The organism is Vulcaniibacterium gelatinicum (assembly GCF_008033445.1).
Lineage (GTDB): Bacteria > Pseudomonadota > Gammaproteobacteria > Xanthomonadales > Xanthomonadaceae > Vulcaniibacterium_B > Vulcaniibacterium_B gelatinicum.
In genome coordinates, this window is record NZ_VNKO01000004.1 from 146,659 (window position 1) to 171,038 (window position 24,380).

Sequence of the window (24,380 nt, forward strand, 5' to 3'; positions counted from 1 at the left end):
CGCGCGGATCGGGCGCAGACGCAGCGGAGCGACCCGGCTCAGCGCAGCGTGGCGAGGTGGCGCTCGGCGCGGGCGAGGTCCTCCTCGGTGTCCACGCCGGGCGGGAACGGTTCGGGCGCGAGCGCGACGGCGATGCGGTGGCCGGCCTCGAGCACGCGCAGCTGCTCCAGCGATTCGATCCGCTCCAGCCGCCCGGGCGGCAGCGCGGCGAAGTGCTGCAGGAAGCCGGCGCGGTAGGCGTACAGACCGATGTGGCGCAGCCAGTGGCCGCCCGCGGGCAGCGCCTCGCGGCTGCGGGCGAAGGCATCGCGCGGCCACGGGATCGGCGCGCGGCTGAAATACAGCGCATCGCCGTTGGCGGCGCACACCACCTTGACCGCGTTCGGATCGAGCAGCATCGCTGCGTCCTCGACCGGCGTGGCCAGCGTGGCCATCTCCGCGCCGCTGCGGGCGAGCGTTTCGGCCGCGGTACGGATCCCGGATGCCGGCGCGAAGGGTTCGTCGCCCTGCAGGTTGACCACGATGGTGTCCGCGTCCCAACCGGCGATGCGGGCGCATTCGGCGAGGCGGTCGGTGCCCGAGGCATGGTCGGGCGAGGTCATCGCGATGTGCACGCCGCTGCCGGTCAGCGCCTCGACGATGCGCGGATCGTCCGCGGCGACCCACACCTCGCGCGCGCCGGCGGCGAGCGCGCGCCGCGCCACGTGCAGCACCAGCGGTTCGCCGCCGAGCGGGCGCAGCGGCTTGCCGGGCAGGCGCGTGGCGGCGTAGCGGGCGGGGATGGCGACGACGAAACCGGTCATGCACGACTCCATCTGGCGGGGAGCGCCGCGGCCGCCAGGCGCACGCGCTCGACGAGCGCGATCCAGAACGCCTCCGGCAGCTCGGCGCGCACGGGAATGCTGTAGGCCGGCTCCGGCACCAGGCCGGGCGACAGCTTGACCGCGTCCTTTTCGGTCGTCAGCACCGGCAGGCGGCTGCCGAACTCGAAATCCGCGGCGGTGTAGCGGTGATGGTCGGGATAGGCATGCGGCACCACCGCGATGCCGTGCGCACGCAGCAGGGCGAAGAAACGCTCCGGATGGCCGATGCCGGCGACCGCGTGCACGCGCTGCCCGGCGAAGGCCGCCAGCGGCACCGCGCGCCCGCCACCGAGCGGCTGGGCATCGCCGTGGCGCAGCGACATCGGCCATTCGCCGAAGCCGGCCTCGCCGCCGTTGACCACGCGGAAGTCGCAACGCGCGGCGCGTTCCGGCGGCTCGCGCAGCGGGCCCGCGGGCAGCAGGCGGCGGTTGCCGTAGCGGCGCGCGCCGTCCACCACTTCGATCTCCACGTCGCGCGCGAGCCGGTAGTGCTGCAGACCGTCGTCGCAGACCACCACGTTGCAGCCGGCTGCGACCAGCGCCTGCGCGGCGGCGGCGCGGTCGGCGTCCACGCGCACCTTCGCGCCGGTGCAGCGCGTGATCAGCACCGGCTCGTCGCCGGCCATGGCCGCGTCGGTGCCGGGCTCGGCCCACAGCGCGGTGCGCGCGTCGGCGCGGCCGTAGCCGCGGCTGGCCACGCCCGGCACGAAACCCTCCGCGCGCAGCCGTTCGACCACGGCGATGGTCAGCGGCGTCTTGCCGGCGCCGCCGGCGATCAGGTTGCCGATCACCACCACCGGCACCGGCACGCGCCGCGCGCGCAGCAGGTTGGCGGCGTAGGCGCGCCGGCGCAGCGCGGTGACGCCGCCATAGACCGCCGCGAGCGCGCGCGCGTGCCACGGCGGTACGGCGCCGTCCTGCCACCACCAGTCCGGTTCCCGCCCGCGGCTCACCCCGCCCCGCCCTCGCGGAATTGCATGCGGTACAGGTGCGCGTACAGGCCGTCCTGCGCGAGCAGCTCGGCATGCGTGCCGCGTTCCACCAGACGGCCGTGGTCGAGCACCAGCACCTGGTCGGCGTGCTCGATGGTCGAGAGCCGGTGCGCGATCACCAGCGTGGTGCGGTCGGGCATCAGCCGCGCCAGCGCGTCCTGCACCAGCCGTTCGGACTCGTTGTCGAGCGCGGCGGTGGCCTCGTCCAGGATCAGGATCGGGGCGTCGCGCAGGATCGCGCGCGCGATGGCGAGCCGCTGGCGCTGGCCGCCGGACAGCAGCGCGCCGTTCTCGCCGACCGGCGTGTCCAGGCCCTGCGGCAGGCGCGCGATGAACTCCCAGGCGTTGGCCGCCTCGGCCGCCGCGCGCAGGCGTGCGGGGTCGGCATCGCTGGCATAGGCGATGTTGGCCGCCACGGTGTCGTCGAACAACATCACCCGCTGCCCGACCAGCGCGATCTGGCGGCGCAGGTCGGCCAGCCGGTACTCGTGCAGCGGCACGCCGTCGAGCGTGATCGTGCCCGTAGTCGGTTCGTAGAAGCGCGGCACCAGCCGCACCAGGCTGGTCTTGCCGCTGCCGGAGCGGCCCACGATCGCGGTCACCGTGCCCGGGCGCGCGGCGAAGCTGATCCCTTCCAGCGCCACGCCGTCGGCGCCGGCGTAACGCAGGCCGACGTCGTCGAACACCAGCTCGCCGCGCGCGCGGGCGAGCGGCCGGGTGCCGCGGTCGGCCTCCTCCTCGGCATCGAGCACGGCGAACACCCGCTCGGCGGCGGCCACGCCGCGCGAGATCGCGCTCTGGATGCTGGTGATCCGGCGCAGCGAGGGAATGATGCCCATCATCGCCGTCATCAGCGCGACGAACTCGCCGGCATTGAGCCGCCCGGCCAGCGCCTCGCGCGTGGCCACCCACACGATCGCGGCGAGCGCGACCGCGGCCAGCAGCTGCACCAGCGCCGAGGCCGCCGCGCGCGTGGTCTCGACCTTGAGGTTGAGGCGGAAGATGCGGTTGGCCAGGCGCGCGTAGCGCGAGGTCTCGTAGTCCTGCGCGCCATGTACCTTGACGTCCTGCTGCGCGGCCAGCGACTGCTCGGCGGCCTGCGCCATGCGCCCCATCCCTTCCTGGATGCCGGTGCTGATGCGGCGGTAGCGGCGGCCCACGTACATCACGATCACGCCGATCAGCGGCGCGATCAGCACCATCGCCAGCGTCACCTTCACCGACTTGCTCAGCATCACGCCCAGCAGGTAGGCGATGGTGAGGCTGTCGGTGACGATCACCTTGAGCGCGTCCGAGCTGGCCTGCGCCACCTGCTCGGTGTCGAAGTTGAGCCGGCTGACCATGCCCGGCACCGGCTCGCGGTCGAAGTGCGCGCTCGGCAGGCGCAGGTACTTGGCCAGCACCAGCTCGCGCAGGTCGCGCACCACGCTGCGGCCGGCGCGGGCCATGCCGTAGTCCACGACGAAGGTGGCCAGGCCGCGGACGAGGAACAGGCCGACGATCGCCAGCGGCAGCAGCACCGCCATGCGCGGGTTCGGATCCACGAACCCCTCGTTGACCAGCGGCTCCATCAACTGCACGAACGCGCCACCGGCCACCGCCTCGACCATCATGCCGGCGAACGCGGCCAGCAGCAGCGGCCAGTAGCGCAGGGCGTGGCCGAGCAGGCGGCGGTAGATCGGCCAGGCCGGGGTGACCTGGCTCATCGTGCACCCCCGGGGCTGCGTTGCTCCGGCGCGGTCGCGATCGAGACCCTGGAGAAGCCGAGCTGGCCGAGCGCATCGAGCGCGGTCACCACCGCCTGGTGCGGGGTGCGCGCGTCGGCGCGCAGCAGCACCGGCCGCTCGCGGTCGTCGCCGGCCACCTCGCGCAGGGTGTCCTTGAGCGACTCGACGTCGGTGCGCAACGCCTCGCGGTCCTCGACGAAGTAGCGGCCTTCCGCGTTGACCAGCACGCTCAGCGCCCGCGCCTGCTCGCGCGCGGGCTCGCCCTGCGCCTGCGGCAGCTGCAGCTTGAGCACCGAGCGCGCGTCGAAGGTGGTGGTGAGCACGAAGAAGATGATCAGCACCAGGATCACGTCGATGAGCGGGACCAGGTTGATCTCCGGCTCGTCGTCGGCGCGATGGTCGCGGATGCGCATGGCGTCAGTCGGCGGCGGGGGCCGGGGCGGCGGGAGTCGGCGCGGAAGCGGTGGCGTTCCCCGCCGCGCGCGCAGCGGCCGCCGCGACCAGCCGCTGATGCGCGGCCGAACGCGGATCCATGGCGTCCATCAGCTGGAACGCCTCGTGCTCCATGTCCACGATGTATTCGGCGATGCGGCCGCGGAAGTAGCGGTGGAAGACCAGCGCCGGGATCGCCACGATCATGCCGGTGGCAGTGCACACCAGCGCCTTGCCGATGCCGCCGGCGAGCTCGTTCACGTCGCCGATGCCGTGGTCGAGGATGCCCAGGAACATCTGGATCATGCCGACCACGGTGCCGAACAGGCCCAGCAACGGGCCCGCGGCGGCGATGGTGCCGAGCGTGTTCAGGAACCGCTCCATGCGGTGCACGAGGTGGCGGCCGACGTCCTCGACCCGCTCGCGGATCTCCTCGCGCGGACGGTGGCGCACGTCGAGCGCGGCGGCCAGCAGCGCGCCCAGAGGCGAGGTCCGGCGCAGCGACTCGATGTGCGCCGGATCGAGCCGGCCGCGCACCGCCCAGGCCCGCACCTCGGCGCCCAGGCCCGGCGGCAGCACTACCTTGCGCCGCAGACTCCAGAACCGCTCGACGATGATCGCCAGCGCGATCGCCGACAGCAGCAGCAGCGGGATCATCGGCCACCCGCCTGCCCGCACCAGTTCCAGCACGCCCCTACACTCCCGGCTCCACGGCCGTTCGAACCACCGGCCGATAGCATAGCCCAGCGTCCTGTCCGCGCCGCTGCGCGGCGTCCCAGAGCCGGCGCCGGCTGCGGCGATGCTCGCCGACCTCGATCCCGTCCGCGCCCAGGCGGATCCGCAGCGCGCCCGAACGCGCGGTGTCGTAGGCGGCCGCGCCCGATGCGCACCAGCGCGCCACCACCTCCGGACGCGGATGGCGGAAGCGGTTGTCGGCGCCGGTGGAGAACACCGCCACACGGGCCCCGGCGGCGGCGACGAAGGCAGGATCGGACGAGCCGCGGCTGCCGTGGTGCGGCGCCAGCACCACGTCCGTGCGCAACGCGGCGGGATCGCGGCGCACCAACATGCGTTCGATCACCTCGCCGATGTCGCCGGTGAGCAGGGCGCTGCCGTGGGCGCCCTGCACCCGCAGCACGCAGCTCGATTCGTTCTCCAGGTACGGGAAGTGCGGCGTGGGATGCAGCACCCGGAACTCCACGCCGTCCCAGGTCCAGCGCTGCCCCGCCACGCAACGCCGGGTGGCCGGGGTGGCGCTGTCCGGCGGCGCCAGCACCGCGGCCACCGGGAACTGCCGCCGTACCGCCGGCCAGCCGCCCGCATGGTCGCTGTCGTCGTGGCTCACCACCGCCATGTCCAGCCGCGCCACGCCGAGGCCGCGCAGCGCCGGCGCGACCGCGCGTTCGCCGGCGTCGAAGCCGTCACGCACCGCCGGTCCCATGTCGTAGAGCAGCGCATGGCGTGCGGTGCGCACCAGCACCGCCAGCCCCTGCCCCACGTCCACCACCACCAGCTCGACCTCGCCGCGCGCGGGCAGCGCGCGATCCGGCCACAGCAGCGGCAACCACAGCAGCAGCGCGAGCGGTTTGCCCGGCACGCCGCGCGGCAACAGCAGCCAGAACGCGCCGAGCAGCGCCAGCGGCAACGCGAACCAGCCCGCTTCGGGCAGCCACCACAGCGCCAGCGGCCCCTCCGCCAGCCACCCGAACAGCCGCCAACTCGGCTCGAACGCCTGCGCCGCCCAGCGCCAGGCCCACTCGCCGGCACCGCTCCACAACGTCTCCAGCAGCGTGCCGAGCAGCGCCAGCGGCACCACCACCAGGCTCCACCACGGCACCGCCAGCAGGTTGACCAGCGGCCCGGCCAGCGAGGCCTGACCGAACAGCGCCGCGGTCAGCGGCAACAAGCCCAGGCTCGCCACCGCCTGCGCCGACACCAGATCGCGCAGTGGGCGCCGTTCGGCTTCCGGCGGCAGGCACCACAGCAGCCAGGCCACGCCGACGAAACTGAGCCAGAAGCCGGCGCCCAGGACCGCTAGCGGATCGGCCGCGAGCACCGCGATCGCGGCCAGCGCCAGCGCCTGCGCGGTGGAAAGGCTGCGCCGCGCGAGCCGCGCCGCGACCACCACCGCGATCATCAGCACGGTGCGCACGGTCGGCAGCGCGAAACCGGCCACGGCCGCATACCCGGCCGCGCCGAGCAGGCCGGCGACCGCCGCCCCCTGCTGCCGCGGCAGCCAATACCCGAGCCGGGGCCACAGCCACCACAGCGCGCCGGCCAGCAACGCGGCGAAGCCGGCGACCAGCCCGACATGGAAGCCGGAGATCGCGATCAGATGGGTCAGGCCCGCGGCGCGCAACCGCTCCCAGTCCGTGTCGTCGAGACCACGGGTGTCGCCGAGGGCGAGCGCGCGGACGAAGCGCGCGGCGGGCAGCGGAACCGCCGCGGCGATGCGCGCCGAGGTTCGCTCGCGCCATGCATCCACCCCCGCCGGCGGCGCCAGCAGGCGCGCATCCCGCGGTTGGCGTACGTAACCGCTGGCGGCGATGCGCTGGGCGAAGGCGTGCTTCTCCCCGTCCGCGGCGCCGGGATTGCGCAGGCCGCGCGGCGCGCGCAGGCGGACGGTGAACTGCCAGCGCGATCCGGCCCGGAGCCGGGCACGTGGGCGGGGATCGTCGTCGTACCAGGCCAGCCGCAGCAGGCGTCCGCGCAGCGCCGGCGGCTGCGCGGCCGTCCCATCCACCCGGAACAGGAAGCGCGTGCGTCGCGTCTCGTGCAGCGGCAGCTCGACGATGCCGCCGGCCACGACCACGTCCGCGCCTTCCAGCGGCTGCGGCAGCTGTCCCGCCAGCGAGGCTGCCGCGTGCAACCCGCACAGGCCGAACCCGAGCAGCAGTGCCCCCGCGATGCGTCGCCAGTCGCCGTACCGCCACCAGGCCGCAAGCCCGCCTGCGCAGGCCAATACCAGCCACGGCCCGCCCGGCAGCCGCGGCAACAGCAGGCACAGCCCCGTGCCCGCCAGCCATGCCAGCGCCACCGGTGGTCCGAATCGCGGCGTCCCTGCCGCTGCCTGCATCTCACACCTCGTCCGGAGCGAGTTCCCTGAGCCGGCCCTCGTGCAGCTCGAGCACGCGGTCGAGCTGGCGCGCCAGGCCGCGGTCGTGGGTCACCAGCACCAGGCTGGTGCGCTGGGCGCGGTTGAGCTCGAGCATCTGCGCGAACACCTTCGCTGCGGTGCGCTCGTCGAGGTTGCCGGTGGGCTCGTCGCCGAGCACGCAGGCCGGACGGTTGACCAGCGCCCGCGCCACCGCGGTGCGCTGGCGCTCGCCGCCGGAGAGCTCGCCGGGCTTGTGCTCCAGGCGATGGCCCAGGCCGACCGCCTCGAGCAGTTCACGCGCGCGGCGCGCCGCCTCCTCCACCCCGGTGCCGGCGAGCAGCACCGGCAGCATCACGTTTTCCAGCGCGGTGAACTCCGGCAGCAGATGGTGGAACTGGTACACGAAGCCGAGCGCGCGGTTGCGCAGGCGGCCGCGCTCGGCGTCCGGCAGCGCGCTCATCTTCTGCCCGGTGACGTACACCTCGCCCTCGGTCGGCACGTCCAGGCCGCCGAGCAGGTGCAGCAGGGTGCTCTTGCCGGCGCCGGACGGGCCGAGGATCGCCACCGTCTCGCCGGCACGGACGCCGAACTCGAGCCCGGCGAACACCGGCGTGCGCAGCCTGCCTTCGGCATAGGTCTTGCCGAGGTTCTCGCAGCGGATCACCGCGCCGTCCGCCCCCCGCTCACTCATAGCGCAGCGCCTCCGCCGGGGCCGTGCGCGCCGCGCGCCAGGCCGGATACAGGGTGGCCGCGAACGCCATGCCGAGCGCGACCAGCGCGATCGCGAGCACGTCGTCGGCCTTCAGCTCGGTCGGCAGGCCGGTGATGTAGTACACGTCCGAGGGCAGCAGGGTCACGCCGAACACGGCCTCGATCGCGGACAGGATGTGCTGCAGGTTCAGGGTCAGGGTGATCCCGCCCGCCACCCCCAGCACGGTGCCGATCACGCCGATCAGCGAGCCCTGCACCATGAACACCTGCATCACCGCGCGCGGGGTCAGGCCGAGGGTGCGCAGGATCGCGATGTCGGCCTGCTTGTCGGTCACCAGCATCACCTGCGAGGACACCAGGTTGAAGGCGCCCATCGCGATCAGCAGCGACAGCAGGATCGCCATCACCGTCTTTTCCATCTTCAGGGCGCGGAACATGTTGGCGTTCTCGGTGGTCCAGTCGCTGACCCGGAACGGCCCCTGCAGGCGCAGGGCCAGGTCGCGCGCGACCTCGAACGCCTGGTCCATGTCGTGCAGCCGCAGCCGCACCCCGGTCACGCCGTCGCGCATGCGCAGCAGCCGCTGCGCGTCGGCGAGGTGGACCACGGCCAGGCCCTTGTCGAACTCGTTGTAGCCGGCCTCGAAGATGCCGCTGACGGTGAAGCGCTTGAGCTGCGGCACCGCGCCCATCGGCGTGGCCTGGAAGTCGGTGGTCACGATCACGCTGTCGCCCACGCCCACGCCCAGCCACAGCGCCAGCTCCTTGCCGAGCACGATGTTGAACTCGCCCGGGCGCAGGCTGTCGAGGCTGCCGGCGACCACCTTCTCCCCCAGCACCGACACCTTGCGTTCCTCCGCCGGCACCACCCCGCGCACGATCGCCGGCTGGTTGCGGGCCCCGCGCAGCAGCGCCTCGGTCTCGATGTACGGCGCCGCGCCGGCCACACGCCGGTCGGTCAGCGCCTCGCGCACGGCGCGCGGCCAGTCCTGCAGCGGCTCGCCGTAGCCGCTGACGGTGGCGTGCGCGGCCATCTGCAGCATGCGGTCGCGGATCTCGCGCTGGAACCCGCTCATCACCGCGAGCGTGGTGATCAGCGCGGTGACGCCGAGCGCAATGCCCAGGATCGAGGCGAGCGAGATGAAGGAGATGAAGCCGTTGCGGCGCTTGGCGCGGAGGTAGCGCAGGCCGATGGCGACGGGGATGGGCTTGAACATCCGCCCTATCCTCGCATCCCGGCCGCGCGCCGCGAAACGGCATGGCGCTCGGCGGCCAGCCGCAGTTCACGCCGCGCGGCCGGGTCGAGCGTGTCCGGCCACCAGGCCAGCCGTCCGGCGCGGCCGTCCGCGCTGCGCCAGTGCAGGAACGCCAGCGGACCGCGCCAGCGCAGGCAAGCCGTCTGGAGCGGCACGCCGTCGAGCAGCGGCGCGCCCGTCGCCGGCCAGGTCAGCACACGTGCGGGCCGGGCCGCCTCGGCGCAGGCGAGGAACGACACCCAGGCCAGTGCAGCCGCGGCCACGGGCCAGGCGAACGCGCCTGGCATCTCCGAGGCCAGCGCCGACAGCGCGCCCAGGACGCCCAGCAGGCGCAACGCGCAGGCGAGCAGCCGCGAGGGCCGCCATTCAATGCGGCAGGGCGCGGATGCGTTCGACCAGCGCGCGGAGGGCGTCATCGTCGGGCGTCTCGTGGCCGAGGAACCAGCGCCAGAGCCTATCGTCCTCGCAATCCAGCAGCCGTAGGAAAGCGCCGCGCTCGGCTTCGGAAGACTGCGCCCAGCCGCGGTCGAGCCAGCGCTCGAGCAGCTGATCCAGCTCGCGCATGCCGCGGCGGCAGCGCCAGCGCAGGCGGCGCAGCTCGGCTTCGTCGCTCATCCGCGCAGCAGGAGGATCGGACACCAAACCATCAACCGCGGCGGGCGAGCATCAGCTTCTTGATCTCGCCGATCGCGCGCGCGGGGTTCAGGCCCTTCGGGCAGGTGCGCGCGCAGTTCATGATGGTGTGGCAGCGGTAGAGCTTGAACGGGTCCTCGAGCTCGTCCAGGCGCGCGCCGGTGTCCTCGTCGCGCGAGTCCACGATCCAGCGGTAGGCCTGCAGCAGGATCGCCGGGCCCAGGTAGCGGTCGCCGTTCCACCAGTAGCTCGGGCAGGACGTCGAGCAGCAGGCGCACAGGATGCACTCGTACAGCCCGTCGAGCTTGGCCCGGTCCTCCTTCGACTGCAGCCGCTCGCGGTCCGGCGGCGGCGGGGTCTGGGTGCGGATCCAGGGCCGGATCGAGGCGTACTGGGCGTAGAAGTGGGTCAGATCCGGGACCAGGTCCTTGATCACCGGCATGTGCGGCAGCGGATAGATCGGCACCTCGTCCTTGCTGCAGTCGCTGATCGCCTTGGTGCAGGCCAGCGTGTTGGTGCCGTCGATGTTCATCGCGCACGAGCCGCAGATGCCCTCGCGGCAGGAGCGGCGGAAGGTGAGTGTGGGATCGATCTCGTTCTTGATCTTGATCAGCGCGTCCAGGACCATCGGCCCGCAGTCGCCCACGTCCACCTCGTAGGTGTCCACGCGCGGGTTGAGGCCGTCGTCCGGGTTCCAGCGGTACACCTTGAACGTGCGCACCTGCTTCGCGCCAGCCGGCGCGGGCCAGTGGCGCCCCTTCTGGATCCTGGAGTTCTGCGGGAGGGTGAACTGGGCCATGGACGGTCCTCAGTAGACGCGCGGCTTGGGCGGGACGACCTCGACGTCGTCGGTCAGCGTGTACATGTGTACCGGGCGGTAATCGATGCGGGTGTTGCCGGCATCGTCCACCCAGCACACGGTGTGCTTCTGCCAGTTGGCGTCGTCGCGCTCGGGGTAGTCCTCGCGCGCATGCGCGCCGCGCGACTCGGTGCGGTTCTCGGCCGAGACGATGGTGGCCAGCGCCTGGGCGAGCAGGTTCTGCAGCTCCAGGGTCTCGATCAGGTCGGAGTTCCAGACCAGCGAGCGGTCGGACACCTTGACATCGGCGAACGAGGCGTGGATCTCGCGGATCCGGCGCACGCCCTGGGCCAGGGTTTCGCCAGTGCGGAACACCGCCGCGTCCTCCTGCATCGCGCGCTGCATGTCGAGGCGGATCTTCGCCGTCGGCAGCGAGCCGCTGGCGTTGCGGATGCGGTCGAGGTTGGCGAGCGACCTGTCGCAGGCGTCGCGTGCCAGCGGCTTGTGCGGCGCGCCGGAGCGGATGGTCTCGGCGCAGCGGTTGGCGACCGCACGGCCGAACACCACCAGGTCGAGCAGCGAGTTCGAACCGAGGCGGTTGGCGCCGTGCACCGAGACGCAGGCGGCCTCGCCGATCGCGTACAGGCCGGGCACCACCGCGTCGGGGTCGCCGTTCCTCAGCTGCACCACCTCGCCGTGGTAGTTGGTCGGAATGCCGCCCATGTTGTAGTGCACGGTCGGGATCACCGGGATCGGCTCCCTGGTGACGTCCACGCCGGCGAAGATGCGCGCGCTCTCGGCGATGCCGGGGAGCTTCTCGTGGATGTCCTTCGGGTCGAGGTGGGTCAGGTCGAGGTGGATGTGGTCCTTGAGCGGGCCGACGCCGCGGCCCTCGCGGATCTCGATCGTCATCGAGCGGCTGACCACGTCGCGCGAGGCCAGGTCCTTGGCGTTGGGCGCGTAGCGCTCCATGAACCGCTCGCCGTTGGCGTTGCGCAGGATGCCGCCCTCGCCGCGCACGCCCTCGGTGATCAGGCAGCCGGCGCCGTAGATGCCGGTCGGGTGGAACTGCACGAACTCCATGTCCTGCATGCCCAGGCCGGCGCGCAGCGCCATGCCGCCGCCGTCGCCGGTGCAGGTGTGGGCGGAGGTGGCGCTGAAGTAGGCGCGGCCGTAGCCGCCGGTGGCCAGCACCACGCCGTGGGCGCGGAACAGGTGCAGCGTGCCCTCGGCCATGTCCAGGGCCAGCACGCCGCGGCAGGCGCCCTCCTCGTCCATGATCAGGTCGAGGGCGAAGTACTCGATGAAGAAGCGCGCGTCGTGCTTGAGCGACTGCTGGTACAGCGTATGCAGGATCGCGTGGCCGGTGCGGTCGGCGGCGGCGCAGGTGCGCTGGGCGATGCCCTTGCCGTAGTGCGTGGTCATGCCGCCGAACGGGCGCTGGTAGATGCGGCCGTCCTCGGTGCGCGAGAACGGCACGCCGTAGTGCTCGAGCTCGATGATCGCGGGGATGGCCTCGCGGCACATGTACTCGATCGCGTCCTGGTCGCCGAGCCAGTCCGAGCCCTTGATCGTGTCGTAGAAGTGGAAGCGCCAGTCGTCCTCGCCCATGTTGCCGAGCGCGGCGGAGATGCCGCCCTGCGCGGCCACGGTGTGGGAACGGGTCGGGAAGACCTTGGTCAGGCACGCGGTCTGCAGGCCCTTGGCGGCCAGGCCGAAGGTCGCGCGCAGGCCGGCGCCGCCGGCGCCGACCACGACGACGTCGTACTTGTGTTCGGTGATCTTGTAGGCGGTCGTCATGGGCTCACGCTGTCAGGGCGATGCGGGCCACGGCGTACAGCGACGCCAGCGCGCCCACCGCGCAGAGGAAGGTGTTGGCCAGGTGCAGCGCGATCTCGGCCGCGCGCACGTGCACGTAGTCCTCGATCACGACCTGGATGCCGAGCCTGGCGTGCCAGAACAGGGCGACGACGAAGGCCGAGAGCAGGATCGCGTTCCACGGCCGGGCGAGCGCCTCGCGCACCGTGGCGACGTCGGCGCCGACCAGCGACACCAGCAGGCCGATCAGCCACGGCACCAGCAGCGCCAGCGCCACTGCGGTGACGCGCTGCCACCAGAAATGGTCGGTGCCGGTCTTGCCCGAGCCGAGCCCGCGCGCGCGGGCGATGGGCGTGCGCAGGTCGCTCATGCCGCACCTCCGAGGGCCACGATCCAGATCGCGGCGGTGAACACCGCGGTCAGCGCGGCGACGGTGTAGCCGGACTTGTACAGGTCGGGGATCTCGTAGCCCCGGCCGATGTCCCACAGCAGATGCCGCAGGCCGTTGAGCAGGTGGTAGACCAGCGCCAGCGAGAAGCCGAACAGCGCCACCCGGCCGAACGGCGAAGCCAGGCATTCGGCGGCGAAGGCGGCCTGCCCGCCGCCGGCGGCCATCGCCAGCAGCCACCACGCCAGGCCGAAGGCGCCGAGCGTGAGCACGATGCCGCTGGCGCGGTGGAGGATGGACATGACCATCGTGATCTGCCACCGGTACACCTGCAGGTGCGGCGACAAGGGACGTTCGCGTTGCGCCATGGGCGATGTCGTCTCCCGGCTGGGCGGCTTGCGCCGCGTGGCTGTCGGACCTTCCGCGGGGAAGGCGGCGGATCAGAAATCGATGCAGCGGCCGTTCTTCTCCCAGTCGCCGTAGCGCGTCGGGTCGGGGCCGTCGCGGCCGCCGATCTCCTTCGCGGGCACGGGACGCGCGGCCGGCTCCTGCGCGGGAGCCTCGGCCGGGTCGCTGCCGGGCGCGGGGGTGGATTGGCCTATGATTTGCGGGTTCACAGCCGTGAAAGTGTAAGACCCGCCCCCGATGCCGGACAACCCGCAGGCCGCACCCGGCGGCCCGTTCCCGCTCCCCGACCACCGCGTGCTCGAGCTGGAGGGCCGCGACGCCGGGGCATTCGCCCACGCGCAGTTCATGAACGACGTGGCCGCGCTGCCCGTCGGCCAGTGGCAGTGGAACGGCTGGCTCACCCCGAAGGGACGGGTGATCGCGCTGTTCGCCCTGCTCAAGCTGGCGCCGGAACGCCTGTGGCTGCTGCTGCCCGACACCGATCCGCAGGAGCTGGCGGCGAAGCTGCAGCGCTACGTGTTCCGCAGCAAGGTCGCGTTGCGGCCGCGCACCGACTGCCTGGTGTCCGGCCGCTTCGCCGCGCCCGCGCGGGCGCAGGGGGCGACACTGCACGGCGACGATGCCGGCGTCGAACTCGACCTCTCCGCCGAAGGCGGGATGCGCACGCTCGAGATCCGCACCGGGGACGCCCCGGCGCTGCCGCCGTCGGCCGAGGCCGTCGCGCGCTGGGCCGCGTTCGACCTGCGCCATGGCCTGCCCCGCCTGCCCACCTCGCAGGCGGAGGAGTGGACGCCACAGATGCTTTCACTGGAGCGGCTGCGCGCCTACAGCGTGAAGAAGGGCTGCTACCCGGGCCAGGAGATCGTCGCCCGCACCCACTTCCTCGGCCAGGCCAAGCGCGGCCTGGTCCTGTTCGAGGCCGACGCGCCGCTGCGCGCCGGCGAACAGGTGCATGACGGCGAGCGCTCGCTGGGTACCCTGGTCAGCGCGGTCGAGACCGACGCGCACGCCGTCGCCCTGGCGGTGCTGCCGCTGGAGCGCGAGCCCGGCCTCGCGCTGCGCGCCGGCGAGGTGCCCGTGCGCGAACGCCCGCTGTTCGACGGCCTGGCCCGCTAGCGCACTGTCGGAATACGGCCTGCGGGCGAAACCGGGGAAGACCGTGCCGAACGGTCGCACGGGACCACCGCAGGAGGACCACGCCGCCAAACCGGCACGCACGCAAAGCCCTCGCGAGCCCGGGTTGTATAGTCCTGCGCAGACCATCCATGCCGCAAGGACGACACGCATGCCTGCCCGGAATACTCCCCTTCTTCTCGTTTCGCTCGCGCTGGGCGGCTGCGCACATGCGCCCATGCCGACGTCTTCCGGCCAACTTTCCAGGGAGGAACCCGTCACCGAAATGCAAGTTGGATCGACTGAGCCGTTGGACGAGAATGGCACCGCCTACGATGTCGCCGCCAGTGCGGTGGCCCTGGCGGCAATCCCACGAACGAAGGCGCAGCTGTGCAGCTTGAGCATGATCGCTGCACTGGCACTTGCCGCGTGCGCAAGCTCGCCTCCGGCGTCTGAACTTCGAATCGCCGCGCCTGCGGCCGAGGCAGCCCGGGCTGGCGCAGAGCCGGTGGCCACAGACGCCCCATTCCCCGACGCATCCGGCCCGTTCGCTGGCGTCTGGCAGGCCTGCGACGATACCTCGATGCCGGAGCAATGCAGCCGCTACGTGCTGCAGCAACGCGGCGAACGCATCTGTGGAATCTGGTCCTACTTCGCATCTGGCGCTCTGTACCAAGGCAGGATCGTAGGGCGCGCTCTCTCGACGACCGAGGCCCGGCGCACGCGAATTTGCGGCCGCCCTGGCAGCGAAACCCGCACTGCCTGCGAGGCGGGGTGGGAAGCCATCGACAGGCCCTTGCGTCTTTGCGACGGGAAACTCGGTGATCTCGACGGCGAGGACGGTGCGTGCTTCGCCGATTTCGAACGGGCGGAAGACGCTGCGACGGACATGCATGCGCTGTCCGAAGCGCCATGGATGCAAGCCTGCCTGGCAGGCAACGAACAGGCAGAGGTGCCATGACCAATCCGACCCCGTTGACAGAGGAAGATCTGAAGGCTGCAGCATACTTCGCTGTCGGCGTGACGTCCGAGGGCAGCATCGGCGGCCTCGACGTGTCCTACCGCCTGAGCTTCTCCGGCAACGTGCTGGCCGGCGGGCGCATGGATCCGGTGGGCAACAGCGGATATTCGTTCGGAACGCTGCAGATTGACCTGGGCCAGCATCCCGAAGTGGCGCGCGCTCGACAGCTACCGGCACTGGGCGGCGAAACAGCCAGATCGCGCCGTACTGGAACTGGCGCCCGGTGCATACGACAACATGCTCACGGCGCTGCAGCGCACCGGCCGCGAGATGCGCGCGGCCGGCGCGGTTGACATCGACCGCACCAATCTCGACCGCTTCCTCGCGTCCGATGCGGGACGGACCTTCGTCCACGGGCTGGACACGCAGCACGTCAACAGAATGACTGCAGTTGACGCGGCGCGCGGCAACGGCGATTCCGCCATCGAACGCCTGCAGCGCACCGACCTCTACCGCAATGCCTCAAACGACGATCAGGCGCGGCTCGCCGGCATGTTCATGAAGCTGCAGAACCAGGCCGGCAACGGCTACTGGCCCAGCATCATGCGCCGCGTCGAGACCGGAAAGCTGACATCCGTGGATCAGGTCAAGGCTGCGATCGATGCCCTGTTGCCCAACCAACGCAATGGCCGCCCGGATTACATCCAGAGCGGCGCAGACAACGCGCTGCGCGGCATTGACGTGTTCAATGCACTGCGCAATACGGTGCCGAGGAATCCGCTGTCACGGGCATGGGCCAATGTGGTCGCGAACCCATTGGTCGGACCGGTTGCGGCGCACATGCCCAACCAGTCGAACCCGAACCTCGGTTTCGAGTACGACATGGTGCGCTCGCTGTTCCTCACCCCAGAGGCATCCGTCCGCTTCATCCGCGCACTTGACCGCGGCATCACGCTGTCCGAGGGCGAGCCTCAGATCCGCAACGGCAGACGCCAAGCCGGCTACTACGTGTCGGGCAACGATTTCGTGCACTGGAACCGGAACGGGCAGGGCTATGCGTACATCAGCGGCCAGTGGAGCCGCATCAACCCCGACGATCTGCAGTCGGTGCGGACCCGTGACGGGGTAGTGGAGCTGCACATGACCGGCCAGGGCGGCCGAATCACCACCTTGCTGCGCGTGGATCCGCGCACCCCCGCCGACCCCGGCCATCCGGACCACGCGCTACTCGAGACGCTGCGCGTACACGTGCGTGCGCTGGACCGGCAGGCCGGCAAGGGCTGGGACGAGTACAGCGACCGCCTGGCCGCCAGCGCCCTGGTCATGGCCAAACGGATGGGCTTCACCGCGCGGGACGAGCTGCACCTGGCCTGCAACCGGGCCACGGAGCGGTACGCGGCCGGCGAGATCCTGCATCTGGCCCGCACCGGCCCGTACGCCAGTGCCGATCCGGCGGCCAACCTTGCGCGGATGCCCACGGCGGAGGCCTTGTCGCAGCCGGCCGACATGCGCTATCGGCAGGCCGAGGACATCAACGCCGCGCAGGCGCGTGCCCAAACCATGCCGCTGGCATGGCAGCAGGCACCGGGATCCGACGAGCTCGCCCGCGGCGGGCACGGGCGGCGGATGTAGCCGGGCAGTCCTCCGCCCTCAGGCCCGCGCCAGCTCGTCCGCCGCGGCGACGATGTCGGCTTCCGACGGGATCACCAGGAACGCGGCGCCGGCCAGCGGGGTGTAGGTGTCGGCGCCGACCACGCGCTTGAACGGACGCGCACCGTAACCGCCCTCGACGATCGCGGTGATGATGCCCTCGCCCACGCCGGCGCTGCGGCGGCCCTCGTCCACGATCAGGATGCGCCTGGCGGTGCTGGCCTGCTCGCGGATGTACGCCTCGTTGAGCGGCACCAGCCAGCGCAGGTCCACCACCCGCACCTTCCAGCCGTGCTTGCGCTCGATCTCGCGCGCGGCGCGCAGGCTCATCGGCACGCCGTTGCCGAAGGTGAACACCACCAGGTCGTCGCCCTCGCCGTACACCCGGCCCTCGCCGTACGGCATCGCCTGGTCCGGCGCCGGGTATTCGGTCAGCCACAGGCCGTCGCCGGGCTCGTACAGGTCCTTGGTCATGTACAGCGCGATCGGCTCCAGGAACGCGCACACGCGGCCGTCCACCTTCGCCATCGCCGCCAGCGTGCGCAGCATCAGCGCCGCGTCGTCGCCGCGCGAGGGGCAGCCGACGACCAGGCCCGGGATGTCGCGCAGCGCGGTGATCGAGTTGTCGTTGTGGAAATGGCCGCCGAACCCGCGCTGGTAGCCCAGCGAGGCGATGCGCATCACCATCGGATTGCGGTACTGGCCGTTGCTGAAGAACTGCAGCGAGCAGGCCTCGCCGCGGATCTGGTCGCAGGCGTTGTGGAAGTAGGCCAGGTACTGGATCTCGGGGAACGGCAGCATCCCCATGTTGGCGTAGCCCTGCGCCAGGCCCAGGATCATGGTCTCGTCGAGCAGGGTGTTGAACACGCGACGCGGGCCGAAGGCCTTGTACAGGCCCTTGGTCACCGTGTACACGCCGCCCTTCTGCGCCACGTCCTCGCCGAACAGCAGCGCCTCGGGGTACTTGCAGAACAGGTCGTGCAGGGCGTTGTTGATCTGGATGGCCAGGTGCCGCGGCGGCTGCCTTTCCGGCAGTTTCGCCTCGCCGCCGAACGCCTGCTGCCGGCGCTCGGCGTAATCGGCGCGGGCGGCCTCGGCAGCCACCGCGTCCGGCGTGTGCGGCGCCAGCGGCGCCACCACCTCCTCCAGCGTCTGCAGCTTCGGCCGGCGGTCGGCCTCCTCCGCGGCGGCGAAGCAGCGCTTGCGGATGTCCTCGTACAGCGCCAGCACCTCGTCCTTCGACATCAGCCCGGATTCGAGCGCGATCGCGGCAGAACGCAGCAGCGGATCGGTGGCCTCGACCGCGCACAGTTCCTCGATCGAGCGCCACTCGATCTCGAAGTCGGTGCCGGCGTGGCCCATGATCCGGGTGGTGCGCAGGTGCAGGAAGGTCGGGCGGCGCGTGCGCCGGCAGTGCTCCACCGCGGCCTGCACGTCGCCGTAGCCGGCGGCGAGGTCCAGGCCGTCGGCGTAGAAGTAGTCCAGCCCGTCCATGTCGCGGAAGCGGTTGGCGATCCAGCCGCTGGGCGTCTTCACCGAGATGCCGATGCCGTTGTCCTCGCACACGAACAGCACCGGCGCCGGCAGCTTCTGGTACGCGGTCCAGGCCGCGGCGTTGAACGCGGTCTGGGCGGTGGCGTGGTTGGCCGAGGCGTCGCCGAAGGAGCAGACCACGATGCTGTCCTGCGGCACCGGCAAGGTGTGGCCGATGCGCGGCGCGGCCTCGATCGCGACCGCGGTGCCCAGCGCCTTGGGCAGGTGCGAGGCGATGGTGGAGGTCTGCGGCAGCACCCACAGCGGCTTGCTGCCCCACACCTTGTGCCGGCCGCCGCTGGCCGGATCCTCGGCGCTGGCGGCGAAGCTCAGCGCCGAATCCATGATCGGGTCCATGCCCGGCAGCTTGCGGAAGCGCTCGGCCATGAAGCCGCCGGAGCGGTAGTGCAGGAACGCCGGGTCGGTGTGCCGGGTGAGCCGCGCCACCATCGCGTTGCCTTCGTGGCCGCTCGAACCGATGGTGTAGAAGACCTTGTTCTGCACCCGCAGCACGCGCGCCATCAGGTCGAGGTGGCGCGAGATCAGCTGCGACTCGAACAGCTCGCGGAAGCCCTGCGCATCGAGCGCGCTGCCGTCCAGGATCGGTTCGTGCGCGGCCGGACGGACGTCGCGCGGGCCGTTCCAGCCCTTCACGAACTCGACGAAGTTCTGGTCGCAGATCTCGGCGCGGTTGACGCCCTTCATGCGGGCGGGGATCGGGTTCGGAACGGTGGCGAACATCGTGGTCTCCCCCTCTCCCGACGCGGGAGAGGGCTGCGGTGAAGGTGGATCAGGTGGAACGGGTCGCCCCGAGGACCCGGCGCGCGCGCCATTCCTCGCGGGTCTGGCCCCAGATCTCGATCGGGTGCGAGTCCAGCGGCGCCGGCAGCCGACCCGGGCCGCGCAGGCGCGAACCGAGCCGGCGCGCGACCGCCTGCGAGGCGAGGTTGTCCGGGGCGATGGAATGGATCACCTCGATCCAGCCCAGCACCTCGAAGGCCCAGTCCATCGCCGCCGCACAGGCCTCGGTGGCGTAACCCTTGCCCCAGGCGTCGGGGTGGAAGGCGTAGCCCACTTCCGTGCCCGGCCAGCCGTCCGGATACCACGGCCCGGCCTGTCCCACCCACAGGCCGCTCGCCTTCTCGACCACCGAGAACATGGCGAAGCCCTGCAGCATCCAGGCCCCCGGCATCTGCAGGAACCGGCGCCAGGCGTCGCCGCGCGTGAGCGGGCCGCCGATGTGGTGCGAGCCTTCATGCGCGAACAGCTCCGCGTAGCGGTCGAAATCCTCGATCCGCGGCAGGCGCAGGATCAGGCGCTCGGTTTCGAGCTGCACGTCGGGAACGTTCATGGGCCACCCTGGCGCCCGCCTGCGCGGGCGCGACGCTCAGAACGCGTTGATCCCGGTCAGCTCGCGGCCGATCACTAGCTGGTGCACGGTCTCGGTGCCCTCGTAGGTGATCACCGACTCCAGGTTCAGGGCGTGGCGGATCGCGGCGTGCTCGGTGGTGATGCCGGCGCCGCCGAGCAGGTCGCGGCATTCGCGGGCGATGTCGATGGCCATGCGGCAGTTGTTCCACTTGGCCAGGCTGACCTGCTGCGGCTGCATCCGGCCGGCGTCCTTGAGGCGGCCGAGCTGGAGGCTGAGCAGCTGCGCCAGGGTGATCCGGCGCGCCATGTCGGCGAGCTTGATCTGCGCGCTCTGGGTGGCGGCGACCGGGCGCCCGAACAGCACGCGCTCCCTGGAATAGTTCAGGGCCTCGTCCAGGCACGCGATCGCGGCACCGATCGGGCCCCAGGTGATGCCGTAGCGGGCCTGGGTCAGGCAGCCGAGCGGGCCCTTCAGGCCCTTCACGTTCGGCAGGCGGTTGGCCTCCGGCACGCGTACGTTGTCGAAGTACAGCGCGCTGGTCACCGAGGCGCGCAGGCTCATCTTGTGCTTGATCTCCTGCGCGGCGAAGCCCGCCATGCCCTTCTCGACCACGAAGCCCTGGATGCCCTCGTCGGTCTGCGCCCAGACGATGGCGATGTCGGCCAGGTTGCCGTTGGTGATCCACATCTTGGCGCCGTTGAGGACCCAGTCGCCGCCGTCGCGGCGCGCGTGGGTCTTCATGTTGGCCGGGTCGGAACCGCCGTGCGGCTCGGTCAGGCCGAAGCAGCCGATCACCTTGCCCTTGGCCATGTCCGGCAGCCAGCGCATGCGCTGTTCCTCGCTGCCGTAGGCGTAGATCGGGTACATGCACAGCGAGGACTGCACGCTGACGAAGCTGCGGATGCCCGAGTCGCCGCGCTCGAGCTCCTGGCAGATCAGGCCGTAGCTGACCGCGTTGAGGCCGGCGCAGCCGTACTGTTCCGGCAGCGACGAACCGAGCAGGCCGAGCTCGGCGATCTCCGGGATCAGTTCCTTCGGGAAGCGGCCCTCGTCGAAGCAGTCGCCGATGATCGGCAGCACCCGCTCGTCGGTGAAGCGGGCCACGGTGTCCTGCACCGCGCGCTCTTCTTCGGACAGCAGGGAGCGGACGTCGTAGAGGTCGTAGGGGTGCAGGGCCATGGCGCGGTCTGGTCGGGAGGAAAGCCCGACATTCTATCGGAGGCCCGGAACGAAAACGGGGCCGGATCGCTCCGGCCCCGTCCGTCGGTCGCGCGCCCGCAGGGTCAGCCGCGGTCGCCGCCGTCCACCGACGCCACCTGGGTGACGACCTTGCCGTCGATCACCGGCAGGCGCTCGCCCGGCTGGTCCTCCATCCGGATCGTCTGCTCCCGGCCGTCGTAACGGTAGGTCACGTCGTAGGCGACGACCTTGTCCTCGGTGCCCAGCGAGATCCGGCTGCCCGGCTTGCTGCCGGTGCGCATGGTGCCGATGGTGCCGTCCGGCGTGCGGTAGGTGACGTTCCAGGCCACCGTGCGGCTGGTGGTGCTGGTGTCGTTGACCGTGCGGCACTGCCGCTCGGTGCGGGTCACCACCTGGCCGCCCACGTGGTTGCGGTCCATGCGGTTGCCGATGTAGCCGCCGGCCGCGGCGCCGGCCGCGGTGGCGAGCTTGCGGCCGCTGCCGTCGCCCACCTGGTTGCCGATCACGCCGCCGATGATCGCGCCGGCCACGGTGCCGCCGACGTTGCCGTCGCGCTCGGGCAGGCGCTCCTGCACCACGACGTCCTGGCACACCTGGCGCGGCGTGGTGGTGGTGCTGGTTTCGCGCACCGGCTCGGTGCCGATCACGGTCGCATACAGCGGCTGCTTCTCGGTGATCGGCTGCACGCGCACCACCTCGGCGTACTCGAGGCGGCCGCCGGCCGGGATGCTGTCGTCGGCGGCCAGGTCCGCGCCCGCGTCGAGTCCGGTCGCCTGTTCCGGCACGGCCGCGGCATCGCCGGCATCGCGCGACGCCCGGTTGTTCATGAAGGCCGCGGTGGCGACGCCGCCGACCAGCAGCGCGGCCAACGCGACGGCCAGGGTGTTGTTCTTCAACATGTGGCCTCCTGTGCGGGTGCACGCCCGCGTCCTGGGTTCGGGGCCGATTGCAGCACCGGCAAGCTGAACCAGCCCTCCACGCGGCGGGGCATGGCTTGCCGGAAACTGAATCGGCGGCCGGCGCGTGCTAGCGTGCCGCCGCACGAACCGGAGACGCCGATGGCCCATCCCCTGCTGCTGCCGCTGCTCGAATGGGCGCGCACGCTGCGCTACCCCACCCTGTTCAAGCTGACCGCGCTCGCCTTCGCGCTCAGCGTGCTGTGGCCGTTCGACCCCATCCCCTTCATCGACGAGCTGGTGCTCGGCCTGGGCACGCTGCTGCTGGCGAACTGGAAGCGGCGCAAGTCCGGCGGGCCGGCCGGGGACCGCGACGCGAGCCACTGAACGATGCTGGTGGACAGCCATTGCCATCTGGACGCGGCCGAGTTCGACGCCGACCGCGAGGCCGTGCTGCGCCGTGCGCGGGCCGCCGGCGTGATGCGCCAGATCGTGCCCGCGGTGGAGGCCGCCGGCTGGCCGAAGCTGCGCGCGGTGTGCGCGTCCGCGCCCGGGCTGTATCCGGCCTACGGCCTGCATCCGGTCGCGCTGCCGGCGCACCGCCCGCAACATCTGGCGGAGCTGCGCGAGTGGATCGAACGCGAGCGGCCGTGCGCGGTCGGCGAATGCGGCCTGGACTACTTCGTCGAGGCCCTGGACCGCAACGCGCAGCAACGCTGGTTCGAGGCGCAGCTCGCGCTGGCGCGCGACCACGACCTGCCGGTGATCGTGCACGCGCGGCGCGCGGTGGACGCGGTGATCGCGACCGTGCGCAGGATCGCGGGCACGGCCGCCGACGGCGTGGTGCGCGGCGTGGTGCACAGCTTCGGCGGCAGCGCCGAGCAGGCGCGGCAGTTGTGGCGGCTCGGGATCCTGGTCGGGCTGGGCGGCCCGGTGACCTACCCGCGCGCCAACCGGCTGCGCGCGCTCGCGGCGACGATGCCGCTGGAGTTCCTGCTGCTCGAAACCGACGCGCCGGACCAGCCCGACGCCGGCATCCGCGGCCAGCGCAACGAGCCGGCACGGTTGCCGCAGGTGCTGACGGCGATCGCGGAACTGCGCGGCATGCCCGCCGACGAACTCGCCGCCGTCACCACCCGCAACGCCGAGCGGCTGTTCCGGTTGCCGCCGGCCGGAACGCTCCCGGCGCCGGCCGCGGCGGGCTGACCAGGCACGCGCGAGGAACCGCGGTTTTGGCGCCACGCGCGGCGAGCGACTATCCTGCTGCGTTTTCCGCCGTCCGCCCTGCGCCCGCCGATGACCGCCTCAGAACCTGCGCCGCACGATGACAACCCGGTCGCCGGGCAACCGCACGCCGTGGTCGAGCGCGACGGGGTGCGCTACACCCTGCTCGGCACCGCGCACGTGTCGAAGGCGAGCGTGGACGCGGTGGACGCGGCCATCGCCAGCGGTCGCTACGATGCGGTGGCGGTGGAACTCGATCCGCAGCGCCTGCAGTCGCTGACCGATCCGGACGCGCTGGCGGGCCTCGACCTGGTCAAGGTGCTGCGCGAGGGCCGCGCGGCGATGTTCGCGGCCAACCTCGCCCTGGCGGCGTACCAGCGCCGGCTGGCCGAGCAGCTCGGGATCGAGCCCGGCGCGGAGCTGCGGCGCGCGGCCGAGCTGGCCCGGGCCCGCGGCCTGCCGCTGTACCTGGTGGACCGCGACGTGGGGCTGACCTTCCGCCGCGCCTCGGCGCGGCTGGGCTGGTGGGGCCGGGCCAAGCTCGGCGGCGGCCTGGTCGCCTCCCTGTTCACCGACGAGGCGGTGGGCGACCACGACATCGAGAAACTCAAGCAGGGCGACCTGCTCGAAGCCAGCTTCAGCGAGTTCGCCGCCGACAGCCCGGCGCTGTACGACAGCGTGATCGCCGAGCGCGACCGCTACATGGCCGCGCGCCTGCGTGAAGCCACCGCCGGCGCCGGCGTGCGCGAGGTGCTGGCGGTGGTCGGCGCCGGTCACCTGCAGGGGCTTGCGCGGCATCTGCGCGAGAGCGGCGAGGCGCCGGCGCAGGTCCGCGCCGAACTGGAGACGGTGCCGGAAGGCTCGAAGATCCCGTGGTTCACCCTGGCGCTGGCCGCGTTCCTGCTCGGCGGCTTCGCCTGGGGCGTGTGGCAGGGCGGGCTCGCGGTCGGCGGCGAGCTGATGCTGTACTGGGTGCTGCTCACCGGCACGCTCGGCGCGGTCGGCTGCGCGCTGGCGGGCGGGCATCCGCTCAGCATCCTGGCCGCGTTCCTCGCCTCGCCGCTCACCCCGCTGCACCCGGCGCTGGCCTCGGGCACGGTCAGCGCGATCGTCGAGGCCTGGGTGCGCAAGCCGACCTATGCCGACTTCCTGTCCCTGCGCGACGACGTGCAGACCCTGCGCGGCTGGTACCGCAACCGGGTGGCGCGGGTGCTGGTCAACTTCTTCCTCACCAGCCTCGGCACCGCGCTCGGGGTGTGGCTGGGCGGGGCCAGGATGCTGGGCCGGCTGCTGGGCTGAAGCCCTTCCGC

At 72.0% G+C, this 24,380-nt stretch carries 25 protein-coding genes; 6 read left to right on the forward strand and 19 right to left on the reverse strand.

Annotation, left to right across the window (positions count from 1 at the left end; genetic code table 11):
- Positions 1 to 38: 38 nt before the first annotated feature.
- From kdsB to FPV26_RS04165, 15 genes are all read right to left on the reverse strand, one after another.
- Complete coding sequence (gene kdsB, locus FPV26_RS04095; protein ID WP_147652442.1) at positions 39 to 803, reverse strand: 3-deoxy-manno-octulosonate cytidylyltransferase; 765 nt, start codon at positions 801 to 803, stop codon at positions 39 to 41.
- Positions 800 to 1,816, reverse strand: coding sequence for a tetraacyldisaccharide 4'-kinase (gene lpxK / locus FPV26_RS04100; RefSeq protein ID WP_147652443.1), 1,017 nt, complete (start codon positions 1,814 to 1,816; stop codon positions 800 to 802). The genes kdsB and lpxK overlap by 4 nt, the downstream gene beginning before the upstream one ends.
- Positions 1,813 to 3,561, reverse strand: coding sequence for a lipid A export permease/ATP-binding protein MsbA (gene msbA / locus FPV26_RS04105; protein ID WP_147652444.1), 1,749 nt, complete (start codon positions 3,559 to 3,561; stop codon positions 1,813 to 1,815). Before msbA ends, lpxK begins: the two co-directional genes overlap by 4 nt.
- Positions 3,558 to 3,995, reverse strand: a complete 438-nt coding sequence (locus FPV26_RS04110; RefSeq protein WP_147652445.1) for an ExbD/TolR family protein — start codon at positions 3,993 to 3,995, stop codon at positions 3,558 to 3,560. The genes msbA and FPV26_RS04110 overlap by 4 nt, the downstream gene beginning before the upstream one ends.
- Positions 3,996 to 3,999: 4 nt before the next feature.
- Entirely contained in the window at positions 4,000 to 4,704 is a 705-nt protein-coding gene (locus FPV26_RS04115; RefSeq protein ID WP_181952547.1) for a MotA/TolQ/ExbB proton channel family protein, read from the reverse strand.
- Positions 4,705 to 4,708: 4 nt separating this feature from the next.
- Positions 4,709 to 7,090 (reverse strand): DNA internalization-related competence protein ComEC/Rec2, encoded by a 2,382-nt coding sequence (locus tag FPV26_RS04120; RefSeq protein WP_147652447.1) that lies wholly within the window; start codon positions 7,088 to 7,090, stop codon positions 4,709 to 4,711.
- A gap of 1 nt (position 7,091) precedes the next feature.
- Positions 7,092 to 7,802 carry a lipoprotein-releasing ABC transporter ATP-binding protein LolD gene (gene lolD, locus FPV26_RS04125; protein ID WP_147652448.1) on the reverse strand — a complete coding sequence of 237 codons (711 nt, stop codon included), beginning with the start codon at positions 7,800 to 7,802 and terminating at the stop codon, positions 7,092 to 7,094.
- Entirely contained in the window at positions 7,795 to 9,036 is a 1,242-nt protein-coding gene (locus FPV26_RS04130) for a lipoprotein-releasing ABC transporter permease subunit (protein ID WP_147652449.1), read from the reverse strand. Before FPV26_RS04130 ends, lolD begins: the two co-directional genes overlap by 8 nt.
- A 5-nt stretch (positions 9,037 to 9,041) precedes the next feature.
- Complete coding sequence (locus FPV26_RS04135) at positions 9,042 to 9,491, reverse strand: hypothetical protein (RefSeq protein WP_147652450.1); 450 nt, start codon at positions 9,489 to 9,491, stop codon at positions 9,042 to 9,044.
- A complete protein-coding gene (locus tag FPV26_RS04140; RefSeq protein ID WP_147652451.1) occupies positions 9,442 to 9,690 on the reverse strand; it encodes an FAD assembly factor SdhE in 249 nt (82 codons plus the stop codon). Before FPV26_RS04140 ends, FPV26_RS04135 begins: the two co-directional genes overlap by 50 nt.
- Positions 9,691 to 9,721: 31 nt before the next feature.
- Positions 9,722 to 10,507 (reverse strand): succinate dehydrogenase iron-sulfur subunit, encoded by a 786-nt coding sequence (locus FPV26_RS04145; RefSeq protein ID WP_147652452.1) that lies wholly within the window; start codon positions 10,505 to 10,507, stop codon positions 9,722 to 9,724.
- Between the two features lie 9 nt (positions 10,508 to 10,516).
- Positions 10,517 to 12,307 carry a succinate dehydrogenase flavoprotein subunit gene (gene sdhA, locus FPV26_RS04150; RefSeq protein WP_147652453.1) on the reverse strand — a complete coding sequence of 597 codons (1,791 nt, stop codon included), beginning with the start codon at positions 12,305 to 12,307 and terminating at the stop codon, positions 10,517 to 10,519.
- 4 nt (positions 12,308 to 12,311) lie between these two features.
- Positions 12,312 to 12,695: a succinate dehydrogenase, hydrophobic membrane anchor protein gene (gene sdhD, locus FPV26_RS04155; protein ID WP_147652454.1), complete on the reverse strand. Its 384-nt coding sequence runs from the start codon at positions 12,693 to 12,695 to the stop codon at positions 12,312 to 12,314.
- A complete protein-coding gene (gene sdhC, locus FPV26_RS04160) occupies positions 12,692 to 13,081 on the reverse strand; it encodes a succinate dehydrogenase, cytochrome b556 subunit (protein ID WP_147652455.1) in 390 nt (129 codons plus the stop codon). The genes sdhD and sdhC overlap by 4 nt, the downstream gene beginning before the upstream one ends.
- 72 nt (positions 13,082 to 13,153) lie before the next feature.
- Complete coding sequence (locus tag FPV26_RS04165) at positions 13,154 to 13,330, reverse strand: DUF1674 domain-containing protein (RefSeq protein WP_246109199.1); 177 nt, start codon at positions 13,328 to 13,330, stop codon at positions 13,154 to 13,156.
- 28 nt (positions 13,331 to 13,358) lie between these two features.
- On the opposite strand from FPV26_RS04165, the gene ygfZ reads away from it, so the two are divergent.
- From ygfZ to FPV26_RS04180, 3 genes are all read left to right on the forward strand, one after another.
- Entirely contained in the window at positions 13,359 to 14,237 is an 879-nt protein-coding gene (ygfZ, locus tag FPV26_RS04170; RefSeq protein WP_147652456.1) for a CAF17-like 4Fe-4S cluster assembly/insertion protein YgfZ, read from the forward strand.
- 169 nt (positions 14,238 to 14,406) lie between these two features.
- A complete protein-coding gene (locus tag FPV26_RS04175; RefSeq protein WP_147652457.1) occupies positions 14,407 to 15,195 on the forward strand; it encodes a hypothetical protein in 789 nt (262 codons plus the stop codon).
- Positions 15,196 to 15,381: 186 nt separating this feature from the next.
- A complete protein-coding gene (locus tag FPV26_RS04180) occupies positions 15,382 to 16,827 on the forward strand; it encodes an XVIPCD domain-containing protein (RefSeq protein WP_147652458.1) in 1,446 nt (481 codons plus the stop codon).
- A gap of 18 nt (positions 16,828 to 16,845) precedes the next feature.
- On the opposite strand, the gene FPV26_RS04185 is transcribed toward FPV26_RS04180, so the two are convergent.
- From FPV26_RS04185 to FPV26_RS04200, 4 genes are all read right to left on the reverse strand, one after another.
- Complete coding sequence (locus FPV26_RS04185; RefSeq protein WP_147652459.1) at positions 16,846 to 19,119, reverse strand: thiamine pyrophosphate-dependent enzyme; 2,274 nt, start codon at positions 19,117 to 19,119, stop codon at positions 16,846 to 16,848.
- Positions 19,120 to 19,168: 49 nt separating this feature from the next.
- Complete coding sequence (locus FPV26_RS04190) at positions 19,169 to 19,729, reverse strand: GNAT family N-acetyltransferase (RefSeq protein WP_147652460.1); 561 nt, start codon at positions 19,727 to 19,729, stop codon at positions 19,169 to 19,171.
- Positions 19,730 to 19,765: 36 nt separating this feature from the next.
- Entirely contained in the window at positions 19,766 to 20,929 is a 1,164-nt protein-coding gene (locus FPV26_RS04195; protein ID WP_147652461.1) for an acyl-CoA dehydrogenase family protein, read from the reverse strand.
- A 104-nt stretch (positions 20,930 to 21,033) separates the two neighbouring features.
- Positions 21,034 to 21,846 carry a glycine zipper 2TM domain-containing protein gene (locus tag FPV26_RS04200; protein WP_181952548.1) on the reverse strand — a complete coding sequence of 271 codons (813 nt, stop codon included), beginning with the start codon at positions 21,844 to 21,846 and terminating at the stop codon, positions 21,034 to 21,036.
- Positions 21,847 to 22,008: 162 nt separating this feature from the next.
- Between FPV26_RS04200 and FPV26_RS04205 the strand changes: the two genes are divergently transcribed.
- The 3 genes from FPV26_RS04205 to FPV26_RS04215 all read left to right on the forward strand — a co-directional run bounded on the left by FPV26_RS04205 (position 22,009) and on the right by FPV26_RS04215 (position 24,369).
- Positions 22,009 to 22,233, forward strand: a complete 225-nt coding sequence (locus FPV26_RS04205) for a DUF6116 family protein (RefSeq protein WP_147652463.1) — start codon at positions 22,009 to 22,011, stop codon at positions 22,231 to 22,233.
- A gap of 3 nt (positions 22,234 to 22,236) precedes the next feature.
- Positions 22,237 to 23,052 (forward strand): TatD family hydrolase, encoded by an 816-nt coding sequence (locus tag FPV26_RS04210; protein ID WP_147652464.1) that lies wholly within the window; start codon positions 22,237 to 22,239, stop codon positions 23,050 to 23,052.
- A gap of 90 nt (positions 23,053 to 23,142) precedes the next feature.
- Positions 23,143 to 24,369: a TraB/GumN family protein gene (locus FPV26_RS04215; protein ID WP_147652465.1), complete on the forward strand. Its 1,227-nt coding sequence runs from the start codon at positions 23,143 to 23,145 to the stop codon at positions 24,367 to 24,369.
- Positions 24,370 to 24,380 lie beyond the last annotated feature (11 nt).